Origin of the sequence: Mycobacterium sp. G7A2 (genome assembly GCF_041902445.1) — a bacterium.
Lineage (GTDB): Bacteria > Actinomycetota > Actinomycetes > Mycobacteriales > Mycobacteriaceae > Mycobacterium.
In genome coordinates this window covers 3,378,007-3,396,601 of the sequence record NZ_CP169251.1, presented here as the reverse complement: position 1 = coordinate 3,396,601, position 18,595 = coordinate 3,378,007, and the positions used below count along the sequence as shown (strand labels likewise).

The 18,595-nt window shown below is 68.1% G+C and carries 18 protein-coding genes; 14 read left to right on the top strand and 4 right to left on the bottom strand.

The genetic code is table 11. The features are described 5' to 3' along the window. Positions 1 to 22 precede the first annotated feature (22 nt). Entirely contained in the window at positions 23 to 211 is a 189-nt protein-coding gene (locus ACEWX3_RS16145) for a helix-turn-helix domain-containing protein (protein ID WP_152517066.1), read from the top strand. Positions 212 to 217: 6 nt separating this feature from the next. Here the strand turns inward: ACEWX3_RS16145 and ACEWX3_RS16140 are convergent, their stop codons facing one another. Further along, positions 218 to 781, bottom strand: a complete 564-nt coding sequence (locus tag ACEWX3_RS16140) for a TetR/AcrR family transcriptional regulator (protein WP_152517067.1) — start codon at positions 779 to 781, stop codon at positions 218 to 220. Between the two features lie 17 nt (positions 782 to 798). Further along, on the bottom strand, positions 799 to 3,624 hold the full coding sequence (acnA, locus tag ACEWX3_RS16135) for an aconitate hydratase AcnA (protein WP_374157070.1): 2,826 nt from the start codon (positions 3,622 to 3,624) through the stop codon (positions 799 to 801). Between the two features lie 211 nt (positions 3,625 to 3,835). Here acnA and ACEWX3_RS16130 point away from each other — a divergent pair, with 211 nt between their 5' ends. The 9 genes from ACEWX3_RS16130 (at position 3,836) to ACEWX3_RS16090 (ending at position 12,964) form a co-directional block, all read left to right on the top strand. Continuing rightward, positions 3,836 to 4,375: a DUF6676 family protein gene (locus ACEWX3_RS16130; protein ID WP_374157069.1), complete on the top strand. Its 540-nt coding sequence runs from the start codon at positions 3,836 to 3,838 to the stop codon at positions 4,373 to 4,375. Between the two features lie 235 nt (positions 4,376 to 4,610). Then, a complete protein-coding gene (ripA, locus tag ACEWX3_RS16125) occupies positions 4,611 to 6,047 on the top strand; it encodes an NlpC/P60 family peptidoglycan endopeptidase RipA (RefSeq protein WP_374157068.1) in 1,437 nt (478 codons plus the stop codon). Further along, entirely contained in the window at positions 6,047 to 6,736 is a 690-nt protein-coding gene (gene ripB, locus ACEWX3_RS16120; protein ID WP_163680273.1) for an NlpC/P60 family peptidoglycan endopeptidase RipB, read from the top strand. The genes ripA and ripB overlap by 1 nt, the downstream gene beginning before the upstream one ends. Positions 6,737 to 7,048: 312 nt before the next feature. Beyond that, complete coding sequence (locus ACEWX3_RS16115; RefSeq protein ID WP_374157067.1) at positions 7,049 to 8,209, top strand: AAA family ATPase; 1,161 nt, start codon at positions 7,049 to 7,051, stop codon at positions 8,207 to 8,209. Positions 8,210 to 8,288: 79 nt separating this feature from the next. Further along, positions 8,289 to 9,215 carry a DUF58 domain-containing protein gene (locus tag ACEWX3_RS16110; protein WP_207066607.1) on the top strand — a complete coding sequence of 309 codons (927 nt, stop codon included), beginning with the start codon at positions 8,289 to 8,291 and terminating at the stop codon, positions 9,213 to 9,215. 22 nt (positions 9,216 to 9,237) lie between these two features. Then, positions 9,238 to 10,245, top strand: a complete 1,008-nt coding sequence (locus ACEWX3_RS16105) for a VWA domain-containing protein (RefSeq protein WP_207066557.1) — start codon at positions 9,238 to 9,240, stop codon at positions 10,243 to 10,245. Positions 10,246 to 10,304: 59 nt separating this feature from the next. Continuing rightward, positions 10,305 to 11,090, top strand: a complete 786-nt coding sequence (gene fabG1, locus ACEWX3_RS16100; RefSeq protein ID WP_286182890.1) for a 3-oxoacyl-ACP reductase FabG1 — start codon at positions 10,305 to 10,307, stop codon at positions 11,088 to 11,090. Between the two features lie 39 nt (positions 11,091 to 11,129). Further along, the gene (inhA, locus tag ACEWX3_RS16095) at positions 11,130 to 11,939 is read left to right on the top strand and encodes an NADH-dependent enoyl-ACP reductase InhA (RefSeq protein ID WP_207066556.1); all 810 of its coding nucleotides are present in this window, start codon (positions 11,130 to 11,132) and stop codon (positions 11,937 to 11,939) included. 2 nt (positions 11,940 to 11,941) lie between these two features. Continuing rightward, the gene (locus ACEWX3_RS16090; protein WP_374159874.1) at positions 11,942 to 12,964 is read left to right on the top strand and encodes a ferrochelatase; all 1,023 of its coding nucleotides are present in this window, start codon (positions 11,942 to 11,944) and stop codon (positions 12,962 to 12,964) included. A gap of 14 nt (positions 12,965 to 12,978) precedes the next feature. Here the strand turns inward: ACEWX3_RS16090 and ACEWX3_RS16085 are convergent, their stop codons facing one another. After that, positions 12,979 to 13,857 (bottom strand): hypothetical protein, encoded by an 879-nt coding sequence (locus ACEWX3_RS16085; RefSeq protein WP_374157066.1) that lies wholly within the window; start codon positions 13,855 to 13,857, stop codon positions 12,979 to 12,981. 59 nt (positions 13,858 to 13,916) lie between these two features. Here ACEWX3_RS16085 and ACEWX3_RS16080 point away from each other — a divergent pair, with 59 nt between their 5' ends. From ACEWX3_RS16080 to ACEWX3_RS16070, 3 genes are read left to right on the top strand one after another with little or no spacing between them, the layout of a single operon-like run. Continuing rightward, positions 13,917 to 14,351, top strand: coding sequence for an NfeD family protein (locus ACEWX3_RS16080; protein WP_207066554.1), 435 nt, complete (start codon positions 13,917 to 13,919; stop codon positions 14,349 to 14,351). Between the two features lie 28 nt (positions 14,352 to 14,379). Beyond that, positions 14,380 to 15,558 carry an SPFH domain-containing protein gene (locus ACEWX3_RS16075; RefSeq protein WP_374157065.1) on the top strand — a complete coding sequence of 393 codons (1,179 nt, stop codon included), beginning with the start codon at positions 14,380 to 14,382 and terminating at the stop codon, positions 15,556 to 15,558. Further along, positions 15,555 to 15,917 carry a DoxX family protein gene (locus ACEWX3_RS16070; protein WP_221356946.1) on the top strand — a complete coding sequence of 121 codons (363 nt, stop codon included), beginning with the start codon at positions 15,555 to 15,557 and terminating at the stop codon, positions 15,915 to 15,917. The genes ACEWX3_RS16075 and ACEWX3_RS16070 overlap by 4 nt, the downstream gene beginning before the upstream one ends. On the opposite strand, the gene ACEWX3_RS16065 is transcribed toward ACEWX3_RS16070, so the two are convergent. Beyond that, positions 15,904 to 16,617 carry a TVP38/TMEM64 family protein gene (locus tag ACEWX3_RS16065; RefSeq protein ID WP_207066551.1) on the bottom strand — a complete coding sequence of 238 codons (714 nt, stop codon included), beginning with the start codon at positions 16,615 to 16,617 and terminating at the stop codon, positions 15,904 to 15,906. The two genes, ACEWX3_RS16070 and ACEWX3_RS16065, sit on opposite strands and share 14 nt — an antisense overlap. Positions 16,618 to 16,717: 100 nt before the next feature. Between ACEWX3_RS16065 and mutA the strand changes: the two genes are divergently transcribed. Then, positions 16,718 to 18,595: a methylmalonyl-CoA mutase small subunit gene (mutA, locus tag ACEWX3_RS16060; RefSeq protein WP_374157064.1), complete on the top strand. Its 1,878-nt coding sequence runs from the start codon at positions 16,718 to 16,720 to the stop codon at positions 18,593 to 18,595.

The window sequence follows — 18,595 nt, the reverse complement described above, 5'->3', positions numbered from 1 at the left end:
GCACAGACCCGGGAGGCGTTTGATGAAGAAAACCACCCAGTCCAGGGACCAGTTGCTCACCGAGCTCCGCAGCGCCTACGAGCGCGGAGCCAGCATCCGGAACCTGGCGGCGTCGACCGGTCGGTCGTACGGCTCGGTCCACAGTCTGCTCCGTGAATCGGGTACCACGATGCGCAGTCGCGGCGGCCCCAACCACCGGCGCCGGACGTAGGACCGTTCAGGGCTGACGCACCGAGTCCTCGACCAGATCGAGTACCGCGCTGAGCTTTTCCGGATCGTCGCCGGAGGCCAGCCGGGCCACCAGCCCATCCAGTACCAGTTCGAGATACGTGCGCAGCACGTCGCCGGGCACATCGTCTCGCAGGCGCCCGGCCTGCTTCTGGCGTCGGAGCCGCTCGGCGGTGGCGGCGGACAACTCCGCTGACCGCTCCGCCCAGCCGCGGCTGAACGCCGGGTCGTTGCGCAGTTTGCGCGCGATCTCCAGCCTGGTGGCCAGCCAGTCGAATTGCTCCGGCGCCGCGAGCAGGTCGCGCATCACCTGGATCAGCCCCTCGCGGGCAGCGACGTCGGCCATCCGCTCCGCGTCCTCGCGGGCGAGTTCGAAGAACAGTGTGTCCTTGTCGCGGAAGTGGTGAAAGATCGCGCCGCGCGACAGCCCGATGGTTTCTTCGAGCCGCCGCACGGTCGCGCTTTCATAGCCGTATTCCGCGAAACACCGCCGGGCGCCGTCGAGGATCTGGCGGCGGCGGGCCGCCAGATGATCCTCGGTGACCCTGGGCATGTTTCCGGTGTGCCCGTCTAGGACTTCAACATGTTGCGCAGCACGAACTGCAGGATGCCGCCGTTGCGGTAGTAGTCGGCTTCGCCGGGGGTGTCGATGCGCACGACCCCGTCGAACTCGACCGTCGACCCGTCCTCTTTCTTCGCGGTCACCTTGACCGTCTTGGGCGTCTTGCCGTTGTTGAGTTCCTCGATGCCCGCGATGTCGAACACCTCGGTGCCGTCGAGCTTGAGCGACGCCGCCGACTCGCCTTCGGGGAACTGCAGCGGGATGACGCCCATGCCGATCAGGTTGGAGCGGTGGATGCGTTCGAAGGACTCGGCGATCACCGCACGCACGCCCAGCAGCGTGGTGCCCTTGGCCGCCCAGTCACGCGACGAGCCCGATCCGTACTCCTTGCCGCCGAGCACGACCAGCGGGATGCCGGCCTTCTCGTAGTTCTGCGCGGCGTCGTAGATGAAGGCCTGCGGCCCGCCGTCCTGGGTGAAGTCACGGGTGTAACCACCGGAGACGTCGTCGAGTAACTGGTTGCGCAACCGGATGTTGGCGAAGGTCCCGCGGATCATCACCTCATGGTTGCCGCGCCGCGATCCGTAGGAGTTGAAATCCTTCTGTTCGACGCCGTTGGCCTCCAGGTACTGCGCCGCCGGTGTGCCCTTCTTGATGCTGCCCGCCGGCGAGATGTGGTCGGTGGTGACCGAATCACCAAGCAGGGCAAGCACTCTGGCGCCCTTGATGTCAGAGACGGGCTCCGGCTCGGCGGGCATGCCGTCGAAGTACGGAGGCTTGCGGACATACGTCGAGTCCGAATCCCATTCGAAGGTCTTGCCTTCGGGCGTGGGCAGATTGCGCCACCGCTCATCACCCTTGAAGACATCGGCGTAGTTCTTGGTGAACATCTCCTGGTTGATGGCCGAGGCGATGGTGTCGGAGATGTCCTTCGGCGAGGGCCAGATGTCCTTGAGGAAGACGTCGTTGCCGTCGGAGTCCTGACCCAGCGGATCGGCCTCGAAGTCGAAGTCCATGGTTCCGGCCAGCGCGTAGGCGATCACCAGCGGCGGGGAGGCGAGGTAGTTCATCTTCACATCGGGGGAGATGCGGCCTTCGAAGTTGCGGTTGCCCGACAGCACCGCGGTCACGGTCAGGTCCTCGTCGTTGACGGCCTTGGAGATCTCCTCCGGCAGCGGACCGGTGTTGCCGATGCACGTGGTGCAGCCGTAGCCGACCAGGTAGAAGCCCAGCTTCTCCAGGTACGGCCACAGGCCGGCTTTGTCGTAGTAGTCGCTGACCACCTGGGAGCCGGGCGCCATCGAGGTCTTGACCCACGGCTTGGCCGACAGACCCTTCTCGACGGCGTTGCGGGCCAGCAGCGCCGCGCCCAGCATCACCGACGGGTTGGAGGTGTTGGTGCAGGAGGTGATGGCTGCGACGACCACCGCACCGTGGTCGAGGACGAACTCGCCGCGTTCGGCGGAGGTCACCTTGACCGGTTTGGTGGGACGCCCTTCGGAGCCGTTGGCCGCCGATGCCACGTCGACGGCGTCGTCGTCGGCGAACGACAGCGACACCGAGTCGCTGGCCGGGAACGACTCGTCGACGGCTTCGTCGAGCTTCGTCTCGGGGGCGGGGTGGTTCTCTTCGACGTAGTTGTGGATGTCCTTGCGGAACGCGTTCTTGGCGTCGGAGAGCTCGATACGGTCCTGCGGGCGCTTCGGGCCCGCGATGGACGGCACGACGTCGCCCAGATCGAGCTCGAGGTACTCGGAGAACTCGGGCTCGCGGCTCGGGTCGTGCCACATCCCCTGCGCCTTGGCGTAGGCCTCCACCAGCGCCAGCTGGTCCTCGTCGCGACCCGTCAGCCGCAGATAGTCGATGGTGACCTCGTCGATCGGGAAAATCGCTGCGGTGGAACCGAACTCCGGGCTCATGTTGCCCAGCGTGGCGCGGTTGGCCAGCGGCACCTCGGCCACGCCCTCACCGTAGAACTCCACGAACTTGCCGACCACGCCGTGCTTGCGGAGCATGTCGGTGACGGTCAGCACGACGTCGGTGGCGGTCACCCCGGGCTTGATCTCCCCGGTCAGCTTGAAGCCGACGACGCGGGGGATGAGCATGGAGACCGGCTGGCCGAGCATCGCCGCCTCGGCCTCGATGCCGCCGACGCCCCAACCCAGCACGCCGAGGCCGTTGACCATCGTGGTGTGGCTGTCGGTGCCGACACAGGTGTCCGGGTAGGCGACCTTTGTCCCGTCGCTCTCGCGCACCATCACGGTGCGAGCCAGGTACTCGATGTTGACCTGATGCACGATGCCGGTTCCCGGTGGGACGACCTTGAAGTCGTCGAAGGCGCCCTGGCCCCAGCGCAGGAACTGATAACGCTCGCCGTTGCGCTCGTACTCGATGTCGACGTTGCGCTCGAACGCGTCGGCGCTGCCGAACACGTCGACGATGACCGAGTGGTCGATCACGAGCTCGGCGGGGGCCAGCGGGTTGACCTTGTCGATGTCGCCGCCCAGGTCGCCGACCGCCTCGCGCATGGTGGCCAGGTCGACGATGCAGGGCACGCCGGTGAAGTCCTGCATGACCACGCGGGCCGGCGTGAACTGGATCTCGATGCTCGGCTCGGCCGACGGATCCCAGTTGGCGATCGCATCGATGTGGTCTTTGGTGATGTTGGCACCGTCTTCGGTGCGCAGCAGGTTCTCCGCGAGAACCTTGAGGCTGTAAGGAAGTTTCTCGGTCCCGGGAACGGCGTCGAGGCGGTAGATCTCGTAGTTGTTGTCTCCCACCTCGAGCGTGTCGCGTGCTCCGAACGAGTTCAGGGATGAATTCTTGGTGCTCACATCAACTCCCGGCTGTATTCATCGCCGCGACGGGCTGTGTCGGCGGCGTCCGTAACCCTAACAGTACGCTTGTCCTGTAAGTAATCCCAGGGTGCCTCTAGTGTTGTCGCTGACCGCTGGCGGTGCCAGTCCTGGCCGCCCCTGGGTTACCCCGAATCGCCGCCGACCGTGTCGGCGTCGCCTCGGAGGCCGGGTCGGCTACCGTGCTCGTGTGACCGAAGCTCAGTTCGTCGGGTTTCTGCCGGGATACATCCCGCCCGAGATCGACATGGACCGGGTGCAGAGCGATGTCGCCGACGACGGTATCAGCGTCGCGCCCGCGTATCAGGCCGACATTCCCGCGCTGCGCCAGGTCGTCGCCGACGCTCGCGAACAGGGCATCGACCTCAAGATCGTGGCGATCGACGTCAACCCTCCGATCGACACGCCGCTTCGCGACATCGCCACCGAGGTGGGGATGGCGAACCCCGGTTCGACCGTGCTGGCGATGAGCCCCTCGTACGCCGGGACCTACAGCACCGACTTCGATCGGGTCACGCTCGAGGCCGGTGAGGACTTGGCCGAGACCGGCAACCCGGTGCAGTCGTCGACCAATTTCGTCGGCGAGTTGACCGATTCCCACTTTGCGTGGACGCCATTCACCATTGTGGTCATTTTCGTCACCGTCTTGGCCGTCGTGGCCACCCGCATGCTGCAGAAATGGGGCAAACGGGCAACCGGGTCGAAGGCAGCGTTCACCAGCGTCGATTAACGGGTTCCGCGCCCTGCGCAAATTCAAACATCACCGTTTGATAACGCGAAATGCAATTACATTGTTGTAATTCGTTACTAAAGTTTCTTTAGCGTCAGATGTGACGTACGGTGCAATCGGTGCTTGATGTTGCAGTAGTGCTTCGTGTTACTTCTGTGATCTTTGTGCTCACTGTGCTCGAGCGCCCGAGAATCTTCCGACACGTTCGCGTGGAGCATTAGGAGACTTGAGTCGGATGAGACGCACCCCTGGCGCCCCCGCTTCGCGGCTGTGTGCGGTGTCCCTGGCGTTCGGCATGGTCGTGACCGTGCCGAACCTGGGGCCCAGCCTGGCACTGGCCCAGCCCGCAAGCTCTGACACCTTGGCCGAGCTTGTCACCGAGGTGGCCACCGTCAATCAGAAGCTGCAGGATCTCGGAGCGGCGATCCAGTCGCAGCAGGAGAGTGTCAACAAGGCCATTCTGGAGGTCAAGACCGCGCGGGACTCCGCCGCGGCTGCGCAACAGGAAGTCGACGCCAGCGCACAGCGCGTCGAGCAGGCCAATGGCGCGATCACCGACGCCCAGAAGCGATTCGACACCTTCGCCGCCGCGATGTACGTCAACGGCCCGTCGAGTTCGTACCTGACGGCCTCGGATCCGGTCGACATCCTCAACACCGCCGCGGCCGGCGAGACGCTGGCGATCAGCTCCCGCCGGGTGATGACCGAGCTGCAGAGCGCCCGCGTCGAACAGGTCAACAAGGAGTCCGCGGCGCGACTGGCCAAACAGCAGGCCGACGCGGCCGTTTCGGCGGCCGAGGCCAGCCAGCAGGACGCCGTCGACGCGCTGACCGGCGCCCAGGAGACGTTCAAGTCCCAGCAGGCCGAGCTCGACCGCCTCACCGCCGAACGTCAGCAGGCCCAGGCGAAACTGGCCGAGGCGCGGACCCTGGCCGCGCCCAGCAGCCCGGCCGGGGCCGGCCGGCCCGCCGCCGCACCCGGGTCCTCCTCGTCCGGCGCGCCAGCGCCGGCCAAGCCGGGCGCGGCAAACCCGAACTGGGACTTCGACCCGGCCACCGGGAACCGCGAGACCGCCTGGGACATGACGCTGCCGCAGATCCCGAGCGCGTTCGTCAGCGGAGACCCGATCCAGATCATCAATGCGGTGATCAAGATCATCACGACGTCGCTCGAGATCACCCAGAACCTGGGCCGCAAGTTCCTGCAGAGCCTCGGCCTGCTGCCGACCGAAACCGGCATCACCAACGGTGCCATCCCGGCCGTCGCCGGACCCCAGGCCACCGAGCTGGTGATCCGGCGCGGCATGTCGCAGCTGGGCGTGCCGTACTCGTGGGGCGGCGGCAACGCCGCAGGACCCAGCCGCGGCATCGATCACGGCGCCGGAACCGTCGGGTTCGACTGCTCGGGGCTGATGCTGTACATGTTCGCCGGCGTCGGCATCAAGCTCGACCACTACTCGGGCTCGCAGTACAACGCGGGCCGCAAGGTGCCGTCCTCGCAGATGCGCCGCGGCGACATGATCTTCTACGGCCCCAACGCCAGCCAGCACGTGGCGATGTACCTCGGCGACGGCAAGATGCTCGAGGCGCCCTACACCGGTTCGGTGGTCAAGATCTCGCCGGTCCGTACCAGCGGCATGACTCCCTTCGTCACCCGAATGATCGAGTGGTGATCCCCGTGCGCCGCCTGCTCGTCGCGTTGGTGGCCGTCGCCGGTGTCGCGTTCGGTCCGATCGCTCCCGCCTCCGCCCAGCCCGCGGCCGGACAGTGGGACCCCACATTGCCCAAGCTCATCAGTGCGGGCGCTCCGGGCGACCCGCTGGCCATCGCCAACGCCTCGCTGGCCGCCACCGCGCAGGCAACCGAGGTCACCATGAACCTCGGGCGCAAGTTCCTGCAGACCATCGGTCTGGTGCCGGCCGATGCGCCGGCGAGTGTGGCACCGGGAACCGTGCGCGGTCCGGCTGCCATCGAATACGCGATCCGGCGTGGCGGCAGCCAGATGGGTGTGCCCTATTCCTGGGGTGGGGGCAAGCCCAGCGGCCCCAGCACCGGGGTCGACTCCGGCGCCAACACCGTCGGATTCGACTGTTCCGGGTTCACCCAGTTCTCCTACGCCGGGGTGGGCGTGCTGATCCCGAAGTACTCGGGCGACCAGTACAACACCGGTCGCAAGGTGCCCGTCTCGCAGGCCAAGCGTGGAGACCTCCTGTTCTGGGGACCCGGCGGCAGCCAGCACGTCGCGATGTACCTCGGCGGCGGAAAGATGCTCGAGTCGGCCAGCAGTGCGGGTCGGGTGACCGTGAGCCCGGTGCGCACGGCAGGCCTGCAGCCCTACGCGGTGCGCGTCATCGAAACCTGAGGCGGCCGCGCCTGTCACCGTGAGGTGCCCGCGCCCTGAGGTGCCCGCGCCTGTCACCCCGAGGCACCGGCGCGTGCGCAATCCCGAGGCGCCTGCGCGTCCGCCACCCTGAGGCGCCCGCGCGTCCGCCAACCTGAGTGTGGCCTGAGTTAAAGCTGAGCACCATTGGTGAATGGCTGGGGTGCGGCCCGGCTCGGCATGGGCGGCGTCGACGGATTCCGAACCGCCTGGAATAGTTGACGGCGAGCACGGTGCCACAACGGGCCCGTGCCGCACAGACCTGTAGGTACTGCGCTTGTGGAAGGAAGTTTGATGACCGCACCGAGTGGGCCGCCACAGGGCTCTGGAGGATTTCCCGGGCAGGCCCCGGCACCCGGCTACTCCCCGGGTGCGCATGCCGCACCGAGCACCGGACAGTCGGGTTCGGCGGGCACCAACGGCGGCATGCAGCACGAGGTGCACACGCTCGAGCGCGCCATCTTCGAGGTCAAGCGCATCATCGTCGGTCAGGACCAACTGGTCGAGCGGATGCTCGTCGGTCTGCTGGCCAAGGGCCACGTTCTGCTTGAAGGTGTGCCGGGCGTCGCCAAGACGTTGGCGGTCGAAACCTTCGCCAAGGTCGTCGGCGGCACGTTCGCCCGCATCCAGTTCACCCCCGACCTGGTGCCCACCGACATCGTCGGCACCAGGATCTACCGTCAGGGCAAGGAGGAGTTCGACATCGAGCTCGGCCCCTGCGTGGTGAACTTCCTGCTGGCCGACGAGATCAACCGCGCGCCGGCCAAGGTGCAGTCGGCCCTGCTGGAGATCATGGCCGAACGCAAGATCTCCATCGGCGGCAAGACGTTCCCGCTGCCCAGTCCGTTCCTGGTCATGGCCACGCAGAACCCCATCGAGCAGGAGGGCGTCTATCAGCTGCCCGAGGCGCAGCGCGACCGCTTCCTGTTCAAGCTCAACGTCGGCTACCCCTCACCGGAGGAAGAGCGCGAGATCATCTACCGGATGGGCGTGAAGCCGCCGGAGCCCAAGCAGATCCTCAACACCGGTGACCTGCTGCGGCTGCAGGAGACCGCAGCCAACAATTTCGTCCACCACGCGCTGGTCGACTACGTGGTGCGGATCGTCACCGCCACCCGCGAGCCGGAGAAGTTCGGGATGCCCGACGCCAAGGCGTGGATCGCCTACGGCGCCTCACCGCGTGCGTCGCTGGGCATCATCGCGGCGGCCCGGGCCCTGGCCCTGGTGCGGGGCCGCGACTACGTCATCCCGCAGGACGTCGTCGAGATCATCCCCGATGTGCTGCGGCACCGCCTGGTACTCACCTACGACGCGCTCGCCGACGAGGTGTCCTCGGAGACGGTGATCAACCGGATCATGCAGACGGTGGCACTTCCCCAGGTGAATGCCATTCCGCAGCAAGGTCCTTCCGCTTCGCCCGGGGTTCCCGCCGGCGCGGCCGCGGGTGGGCGCTGAGCATGCGTAGGCGGCTCACGCGGTGACGGCTCCCTCAGATCCTTCCAGTTCCTCCGGCTCCACCAACTCCACTCGTTCCATCGACCTGCCCTCTCTGCAGCGCGGGGAGATCCGGGACCCGGCACTGACCGCGGCCCTGCGCAAGCTCGAGTTGACGGTGCGCCGGAAACTGGACGGCGTGCTGCACGGAGATCATCTCGGTCTGCTGCCCGGGCCCGGAACGGAACCCGGCGAGTCCCGCAGCTACCAGCCGGGCGACGACGTGCGCCGCATGGACTGGTCGGTGACCGCGAGGACGACCCAGCCCCACGTCCGGCAGATGATCGCCGACCGCGAACTGGAGACCTGGCTGGTGGTCGACGTGTCCGCCAGCCTGGACTTCGGCACCACCGGCTGTGAGAAGCGTGATCTGGCCGTCGCCGCGGCGGCCTCGATCGCCTTCCTCAACAGCGGCGGCGGAAACCGGCTGGGCGCGATCATCTCCAACGGCGACACGATGCGCCGGGTGCCCGCCCTGTCCGGCCGGATGCACGAGCAGGAACTGTTGCGCGCCATCGCCACCACCCCCCGGGCCCCGATGGGTACCCGCGGTGACCTCGCCGCGGCCATCGATGCGCTGCGCCGGCCCGAACGTCGACGTGGAATGGCCGTGATCATCAGCGATTTCCTGGGCCCGATCGACTGGATGCGTCCGCTGCGCGCCATCTCGGGTCGCCACGAGGTGCTCGGGATCGAGATCCTCGATCCCCGTGACATCGAGCTGCCGCCGGTCGGGGACGTGATCCTGCAGGACACCGAGACCGGGCGCACCCGCGAGTTCACCATCGACGAACAGCTGCGCAGCGACTTCGAGCGGGCCGCCGCCGCGCACCGCGCCGAGGTGGCCCGCACGCTGAGGCGTTGTGACGCGCCGCTGCTGACGCTGCGCACCGATCGAGACTGGATCGCGGACGTGGTGCGCTTCGTCGCCAGCCGGCGTCGCGGTGCCCTGGCCTCGGCGCGATGACCAACGAAATGACAGCGAGCACATGACTTTACCGTTTTTCGGCCCGATGTCGCTGACGGGCTTCGAGCATCCCTGGTTCTTCCTGTTCCTCCTGGTCGTCATCGGGCTGATCGCGCTGTACGTGATCGTTCAGATGGCGCGCCAGAAGCGCATGCTGCGGTTCGCCAACATGGAGCTGCTGGAAAGTGTTGCCCCGCAGCGCCCCAGCCGCTGGCGGCACCTGCCGGCGGTGCTCCTCGTGTCCTCGATGGTGTTGTTCACCATCGCGATGGCCGGCCCGACCCACGACGTGCGTATTCCCCGCAACCGCGCGGTGGTGATGCTGGTGATCGACGTGTCGCAGTCGATGCGCGCCACCGACGTGTCGCCCAACCGGCTGGTGGCCGCCCAGGAAGCCGCCAAGCAGTTCGCCGATCAGTTGACCCCCGGTATCAACCTGGGCTTGATCTCCTACGCCGGCACCGCCACGGTGCTCGTCTCGCCGACCACCAACCGCGAGGCCACCAAGAACGCCATCGACAAGTTGCAGCTGGCCGACCGCACGGCGACCGGTGAGGGAGTGTTCACCGCGCTGCAGGCGATCGCGACGGTGGGAGCCGTCATCGGCGGCGGAGACGAACCGCCGCCGGCGCGCATCGTGCTGATGTCCGACGGCAAGGAAACCGTCCCGTCGAACCCGGACAACCCCAAAGGGGCCTACACCGCGGCGCGCACCGCCAAGGATCAGGGCGTCCCGATCTCGACGGTGTCGTTCGGCACGCCGTACGGCTACGTCGAGATCAACGAGCAGCGCCAACCGGTGCCCGTCGACGACGAGATGCTCGCCAAGATCGCCGAGCTCTCCGGTGGCGAGGCGTTCACCGCATCCAGCCTCGAGCAGCTCAAACAGGTGTTCAGCAACCTTCAAGAGCAGATCGGCTACGAAACCATCAAAGGTGATGCGAGCGTGGGCTGGCTACGGCTGGGTGCACTCGTACTGGCCGGTGCCGCACTGGGCGCGCTGCTGATCAACCGTCGGTTGCCCAACTAGTAGCCGAGCGCGCCGACCTTGATTTCGGATCCGTGCAGTCCACGCACTAAGTTGGCGGCATGACCGACACCTCCGGAGCCGCTCAGACGGAGACGGCGAACGCCGTCGCCGAACCCACCGACACCGGCCGGCCGGCTTTCGTCGCGCGGTCTGTGCTGGTCACCGGCGGCAACCGGGGGATCGGCCTGGCCATCGCGCAGCGACTGGCCGCAGACGGCCACAAGGTCGCGGTCACCCACCGCGGCTCCGGTGCCCCGGACGGATTGTTCGGTGTGCAGTGTGACGTCACCGACAGCGAGGCCGTCGACCGGGCGTTCACCGAGGTCGAGGAGCACCAGGGCCCGGTCGAGGTCCTGGTTTCCAACGCGGGTGTCTCCGCGGATGCCTTCCTGATGCGGATGACCGAGGAACGCTTCCAGAAGGTCATCGACGCGAACCTCACCGGGGCGTTCCGGGTGACCCAGCGCGCGTCGCGCACCATGCAGCGCAAGCGCTTCGGCCGCATCATCTACGTCGGTTCGGTCTCGGGCATGTGGGGCATCGGCAACCAGGCCAACTACGCGGCCTCCAAGGCCGGACTGATCGGGATGGCGCGCTCGATCTCCCGGGAGCTGTCCAAGGCCAACGTCACCGCCAACGTGGTGGCCCCCGGCTACATCGACACCGAGATGACCCGTGCGCTCGACGAGCGCATCCAGCAGGGAGCGCTGGATTTCATCCCGGCCAAGCGGGTCGGCACCGCTGCCGAGGTGGCGGGCGTCGTCAGCTTCCTGGCCTCAGAAGACGCCAACTACATTGCCGGCGCGGTGATCCCGGTCGACGGCGGCATGGGTATGGGCCACTAGCGAGGCCTCAGCGGCCCTGACACAGATAAGGACGTTCACATGACTGGCATTCTCGAGGGCAAGCGGATCCTCGTCACCGGCATCATCACCGATTCGTCGATCGCGTTCTACATCGCCAAGGTGGCCCAGGAGGCCGGCGCCGAACTGGTGCTGACCGGGTTCGACCGGATGAAGCTGATCCGGCGGATCTGCGACCGGCTGCCGAATCCGGCGCCGCTGCTGGAGCTCGACGTGCAGAACACCGAACACCTCGACACGCTGGCTGACCGGATCGCCGCGGAGATCGGTGAGGGCAACAAGCTCGACGGTGTCGTGCATTCGATCGGTTTCATGCCGCAGACCGGCATGGGCATCAACCCGTTCTTCGACGCGCCGTACGAGGACGTCGCCAAAGGCATCCACATCTCGGCCTACTCCTACGCCTCGCTGGCCAAAGCGGTGCTGCCGATCATGAATCCCGGCGGCGGCATCGTCGGCATGGACTTCGACCCTACCCGCGCGATGCCGGCCTACAACTGGATGACGGTGGCCAAGAGCGCGCTGGAATCGGTGAACCGCTTCGTCGCGCGCGAGGCCGGCAAGGTCGGCGTCCGCTCCAATCTCGTTGCCGCCGGACCGATCCGGACTCTGGCGATGAGCGCCATCGTCGGTGGCGCGCTCGGTGAGGAGGCCGGAGCGCAGATGCAGCTGCTCGAAGAGGGCTGGGACCAGCGTGCGCCGCTGGGCTGGAACATGAAGGATCCCACACCGGTGGCCAAGACGGTGTGTGCGCTGATGTCGGACTGGCTGCCGGCGACCACGGGCACCGTGGTCTACGCCGACGGCGGGGCCAGCACCCAGTTGTTGTGACCGTGGAGTTCGACGCGCTACTGCTGCTGTCCTTCGGTGGCCCCGAGGGGCCCGAGCAGGTCATGCCGTTCCTGGAGAACGTCACTCGCGGACGCGGCATCCCGCGGGAGCGGCTGGAGTCGGTGGCCGAGCACTACCTGCATTTCGGCGGGGTCTCGCCGATCAACGGGATCAACCGTGCGCTCATCGCCGAGATCGAGGCCGAGCTGGCCCGCCGCGGGCGCCGGATTCCGGTCTACTTCGGCAACCGCAACTGGGAGCCCTACGTCGAAGACACCGTCACGCAGATGCGCGACAACGGGATCGAACGCGCAGCGGTCTTCACCACCTCGGCGTGGGGCGGATATTCGGGCTGCACGCAGTATCAGGAGGACATCGCACGCGGCCGCGCGGCCGCTGGGGTGGGTGCACCGGAGTTGGTGAAGCTGCGCCAGTACTTCGACCACCCGCTGTTTGTCGAGATGTTCGCCGACGCGATCCGCGACGCCGCCGCCACACTGCCCGCCGAACTGCGTGACAAAGCGCGCCTGGTCTTCACCGCGCACTCGATCCCGCTGCGCGCGGCCAACCGGTGCGGCCCCGACCTCTACGAACGTCAGGTCGGTTACGCCTGCCGACTGGTGGCTGCGGCCGCGGGCTACCTCGACTACGACCACGTCTGGCAGTCCCGCTCCGGCCCGCCGCAGGTGCCGTGGCTCGAACCGGACGTCGGTGACCATCTGGAGGCGTTACAGCGGGCGGGCACCCCAGCGGTGATCGTGTGTCCGGTCGGGTTCGTCGCCGACCACATCGAGGTGGTGTGGGACCTGGACAACGAACTGGCCGAGCAGGCCGCGCAGGCGGGAATCGCGCTCGCGCGGGCCTCCACGCCCAACGCCCAGACCCGGTTCGCCCGGCTGGCGGTCGACCTGCTCGACGAGATGCGGATGGATGCCCCGGCCGCCCGGGTCACCGGGCCGCAGCCGGCGCCCGGCTACGGCTGCAGCGTCAACGGTGCGGTGTGCACCCCGGACTGTGAGGCCTGACGAGCGCCGAATCGTCAACGACGCCAGGCGGAATGCAGGATCGCCTCGACGGCGGCCAGCCGTGCCGAGCGGACCACCGCGGTCAGCGGACGCAATGCGTCGCTGGCGACCTGGACATCCGAGGAACTCTGCAGACCGCTCGGGATCAACCCGGAGCTGACGGTGATGATCGCGTCGACGTGCGCGGCGTTCTCCAACACACGCACCGCGCGCGCCGGCGCGTGGTCGGGCACGCGATGGGCGAGAGTGGAATCGAGGACCTGTTCGACGAGTCGGCGGGGGTCGCCGATGTCACCGCCGGACGCGCCGGCCCGCAACGCGCCGAGCGCGTCGGCCGCCGAGCGCACCGCGTCGCGCAGGGCGTACTCCGCCTCGCCGAGATCGAAGTACCCGACGATGACGGGGCCGGGCAGCGAGTACACCGTCCACGACAGGCCACTGGGTTCGGGGTCGAAGATGTCGGGGTCGAACATGTCGGTACCCAGGTCGGTCTCGGGGAAGCCATCGGGGTACTCGAAGTCGGGGACGAGGCCGACGAGCGCTTCCGGCGGACCGACGAGAACCGCCTCACCGGCGGCGATGGCGTCCCGCCCGAACTGGGTGCCGGGCGGCAGGCCCCGGACGTCGCCGGGCACGGGCAGCGCCAGCGTGATCGCCGGCTGCGTGCCCGCGGCCCGGGCCGCGGTACGCATGGTCTGCAGCAGCGACACCGCACCCGGATCGTCGAGGTCGGGCCACGACAGGCCCGTGCGCTCCGCGGCTGCGGAGTCGTAGGCCGTGACCGAATGCCTTGGCGTCCACAGAGATAACGCGTCCAGGACGTCGTCAGGCGCGGCGGCGCCGGCCAGCCACGAATTGGCCCACACCGAAAGCGAAACACTGGGACACCACATGATGGCTGCAGTGTAGTTGTTCGATGCTGGCCCGGTCGGTCGCGCGATAGGCTGGCCATATGCCTGTTGCGCTGATCTGGCTGATCGCGGCCCTGGCGTTGGCCGGCGCCGAGGCGCTGACCGGCGATCTGTTCCTGCTCATGCTCAGCGGCGGTGCGCTGGCGGCCGCCGGGTCGGCGTGGGTGCTGGACTGGCCGATCTGGGCCGACGGACTGGTGTTCCTGCTGGTGTCGGTGCTGCTGCTGGTCGGTGTCCGGCCGGCGTTGAGGCGACGGATGCAGTCCGGTCAGGGACTGCCCGAGCCGGCCCGCGCCCTGGAAGGCAAGAACGCGTTGGTGCTCGGCCGCGTCGCGCGCCATGAAGGCCAGGTGAAACTCGAGGGTGAGGTCTGGACCGCGCGTCCGCTCAACGACAACGATGTGTACGAACCCGGCGACCAGGTCCTGGTCGTGAAGATCGACGGTGCCACCGCGGTGGTGTCGAAGATCGCCTGAGAAGTTCGGCGAGGGAAGGAGCCCCATCATGGACGGCACCATCGCAGGATTGGTCCTGCTGGCTGTGCTGGTCGTGTTCGCCGTGATCGTGGTCGCCAAGTCGGTGGCCCTGATCCCACAGGCCGAGGCGGCCGTGATCGAGCGACTCGGCCGTTACAGCAAGACCGTGTCCGGCCAGCTGACGTTGCTGTTGCCGTTCGTCGACAAGATCCGGGCCCGGGTCGATCTGCGTGAGCGGGTGGTGTCCTTCCCGCCGCAGCCGGTCATCACCGAAGACAACCTCACGGTGCAGATCGACACCGTCGTCTACTTCCAGGTGACCAACCCACAGGCCGCGGTGTACCAGATCAGCAACTACATCGTCGGGGTGGAGCAGCTGACCACCACCACGCTGCGCAACCTGGTCGGCGGGATGACGCTGGAGCAGACACTGACGTCACGCGACCAGATCAACACCGCGTTGCGCGGGGTGCTCGACGAGGCCACCAACCGATGGGGGCTGCGGGTGGCGCGGGTCGAACTGCGCAGCATCGATCCGCCACCCTCCATCCAGGATTCGATGGAAAAGCAGATGCGCGCCGACCGGGAGAAGCGCGCGATGATCCTGACCGCGGAGGGCCATCGCGAGTCGGCGATCAAGCAGGCCGAGGGTGAGAAGCAGGCCGCCATCCTGTCCGCCGAGGGCGCCAAGCAGGCCGCGATCCTGGCCGCCGAGGCCGACCGCCAGTCCCGCATGCTGCGGGCCCAAGGCGAACGCGCCGCGGCCTACCTGCAAGCTCAAGGCCAGGCCAAGGCGATCGAGAAGACGTTCGCCGCGATCAAGGCCGGCCGACCCACCCCGGAGCTGCTGGCTTACCAGTACCTGCAGACGCTTCCGAAGATGGCCGAAGGCGACGCCAACAAGGTGTGGGTGGTGCCCAGCGACTTCGGTACCGCGCTGCAGGGCTTCACCAAGATGCTGGGCGCGCCCGGCGAGGACGGGGTGTTCCGCTGGACACCGCCGCCGGTCGAGGACGATCTGGCCCGGCCGGAGGACGACAGCGAGGCCGTCGCCGACTGGTTTTCCACCGAGACCGATCCGGTGATCGCGCAGGCGGTGGCCAAGGCTGAGGCGGAGGCCCGGTCGCCGGTCGACGGGCCGGGGCTGCTCTCGTCGGCGCCACGGAACCCGCAACTGGGCTCGACCCCGCCGGGGGAGCACCAGTGAGCGCGCTGACCTCCCGACGGGCCTATCTCGCGTTGGCGGTGCTCCAGGCGGCCGATGCAGCGGCATGCGTCGGACCCGTGGCGCCGGTGAAGAAGGCGTTCGACGATGTCGGCCTCCCGGAGGAACTGCGCCCGCTCATCCCGGTCGTCAAGGCCGCGAGCGCGGTGGGCCTGCTGTCGGTGTTGCGGTTCCCCGCCCTGGCCCGCCTGACGACGTTCATGCTGACGGTGTACTTCGTGCTGGCAGTCGGATCCCACCTGCGAGTTCGCGACTTCAGCCCGAACCTGATCGCGGCGTCGGCATTCCTGGCACTCTTCGGCACGATGACCGTGGAGGGCCCTGACCTCAGGACACGCTGACCGCGTCCTCGGCGCGGCGGTGCCGGCGTATCTCGTAGGCCAAGCCGGCCACGCCGACACCCGCGGTGCACAGCGAGACCGCGAGCAGCAGCGGGCTCACCCGCCCGGTGAGAGCGTCGCCGAGAATCACGACCGCCGCGGTGCCGGGGAGCACCCCGAACAGGGTTGCCAGGGTGTAGGGCAGGACCCGGACCGACGACGCGCCCGCGGCGTAGTTCAGCACGGAGAACGGCACCGCCGGGATCAGCCTGGTCGCCAGCACCACCGGCCAACCACGTTCCCGCAGCCGCGCGTCGACGGCGTCGATCCTGGGATGCCGGACCAGGCTGCTGACCTGCCAACCGGCGGAGCGCACCAGGAACAGCGCGATCAGTGCGGACAGCGTGCTGGCTGCCACGGCGATCGGGATCCCCAGCACCGGACCGAACAGCAGGCCCGCGGCCAGCGTGAAGGCGGTGCGCGGGAACGGGAACACCGTCACCACCACGTGTGCGGCGAAGAACGCCAACGGAAACCACGCACCGACCGAGGTCGCCCAGTCGCGCAGCTGAACGGCGGACGGGATCGGCACCAACAGCGCAACTGCGACGAGAATCACAATCGCGCACAGGACCGCCACGAGCCTGCCGCGGGGGATGGTCGCCAGGGTGCCGAGAAACGCGGCGCGGGCGGTGCGCAGCGTTCTGACGACGGATTTCACGCCTTCCAAGAGTACGGGTGTGCGCGCTCACCGGCTCAAATGGCGCGGTGTGGAGTCTGCACACCGGCGTGCGCTGATGTGACGCCCATCATTTAGCCTGATGGCTGTGCAGACACCCAGCGCCGGCTCTGCCGGGGTAGCAGACTCCGATCTGGACCGATGGCGCTCCGCGGTTGCGGGCGTTCTGGCGAAGTCCACGAAGCGGGACCCCGCCGATCTGGGCGCCCAGCCGGAGCGTCTGCTCGATTCGGACACCTACGACGGTTTCCCGGTCCGGCCTCTGTACACCGACGCCGACGAACTGGCTGAACCAGCTCTCCCCGGGCACTGGCCCTACGTGCGGGGCGGCGACGCGCTGCGCGACGTGAAGGCCGGGTGGAAGGTCGCCGACGTCTACCCGGCAGCCAACGCCGGTGTCGCCGAGGCCAACGGGTCGATCCTGCTCGGGCTGACCGAGGGCATCAGTGCGCTGGTGTTGCGCGTCGGCAGCGGCGACGCCGGCGACGCGGTGGCCCCCGCCGATCTCGAGCGTCTCCTCGACGGCGTGTACCTCGACCTCGTCCCCATCGTGGTCGAGCCGCTCGGTGACGCGTTCCGCTCCGCCGCCGACGCCGTGCTGGCACTGGTGACCGGACTCGATGACGAACAGCGGTCCAGGCTTTCGATCGATCTGGGCGCCGATCCGCTCGTCGCGCCACTGGCCGGCCGGGCCGCGCCCGACCTCGAGGACGTCGCCGCGGCGGCGACCAAGGCCAGCGCCTACGACGGCCACGTGCGAACGATCACCGTGGACGGACCGGTGTTCCACAACCTGGGCGCCAACGCCGCCTGGGAACTCGGCGCCGCGATCGCCGCAGGTGTGTCGTGCGTGCGCCACCTGGTCGAGCGCGGTCTGTCGGTCCCGGCCGCGCTGGGACAAGTCGCGTTCCGGTTCGCCGTGGATGACGACCAGTTCACCTCGATCGCAAAACTGCGTGCCGCGCGCCAGATCTGGGCCCGCGTGGCTGAGGTGGTGGGGGAGCGTGACGCCGGCGCGGCGACCGTTCACGTCACCACATCGCTGCCGATGATGTCGCAGCGGGACCCGTGGGTGAACATGTTGCGCACGACGGTCGCGGCCTTCGCGGCAGCCGTAGGCGGCGCCGACACCGTGCAGGTGCATCCCTTCGACGTGGCGATCGACGGCGGTTTTCCCGGCACCGCACGCAGTTTCGCGCGGCGCATCGCCCGCAACACCCAGCTGTTGTTGCTCGAGGAATCCCACATCGGCCGCGTTCTCGACCCGGCCGGCGGATCGTGGTTCGTCGAGGACCTCACCCGCCGGCTCGCCGAACAGGCGTGGTCGCACTTCCAGGAAATCGAGGCGAAGGGTGGCTTCGAGGCGGCCCGCGAGCACATCGAGGCAGCGATCGCCGAGGTCGCCGAACGCCGCGCCGGCGACATCGCGCACCGCCGGACAGCGCTGACCGGGGTCAACGAATACCCGGATCTCGCGGAAATGCCTCTGCCGCAGGGCGATCCGCTGCCACACGTCCGGCGCTACGCCGCCGACTTCGAAGCCTTGCGGGATCGCTCGGATGCACACCTGCAGACCACCGGGGCGCGGCCGACAGCTCTGCTGTTGCCGCTGGGCCCGCTGGCCGAGCACAACATCCGGGCCACCTTCGCCGTGAATCTGTTGGCCTCAGGCGGGATCGAAGCAGTCAACCCCGGTCCGCTCAGCGCCGCCGACGTCGGTGCCGCGGTCGCCGATGCCGCGTCCACCGAGGTCGCCGTCATCTGCGGCACCGACGCCCGCTACTCCGAGGAGGTCGGCGCTGTCGTCGACGCGGCGAGGGCGGCCGGGATGCGCCACGTTCTGCTGGCCGGACCGGAGAAGGCTGTCGCGGCGGTGGACTCGAAGCCCGACGGATACCTGACCATGAAGATCGACGCTGTCAGCACCCTGTCGGATCTGCTGACCCGAATGGGGGCCTGA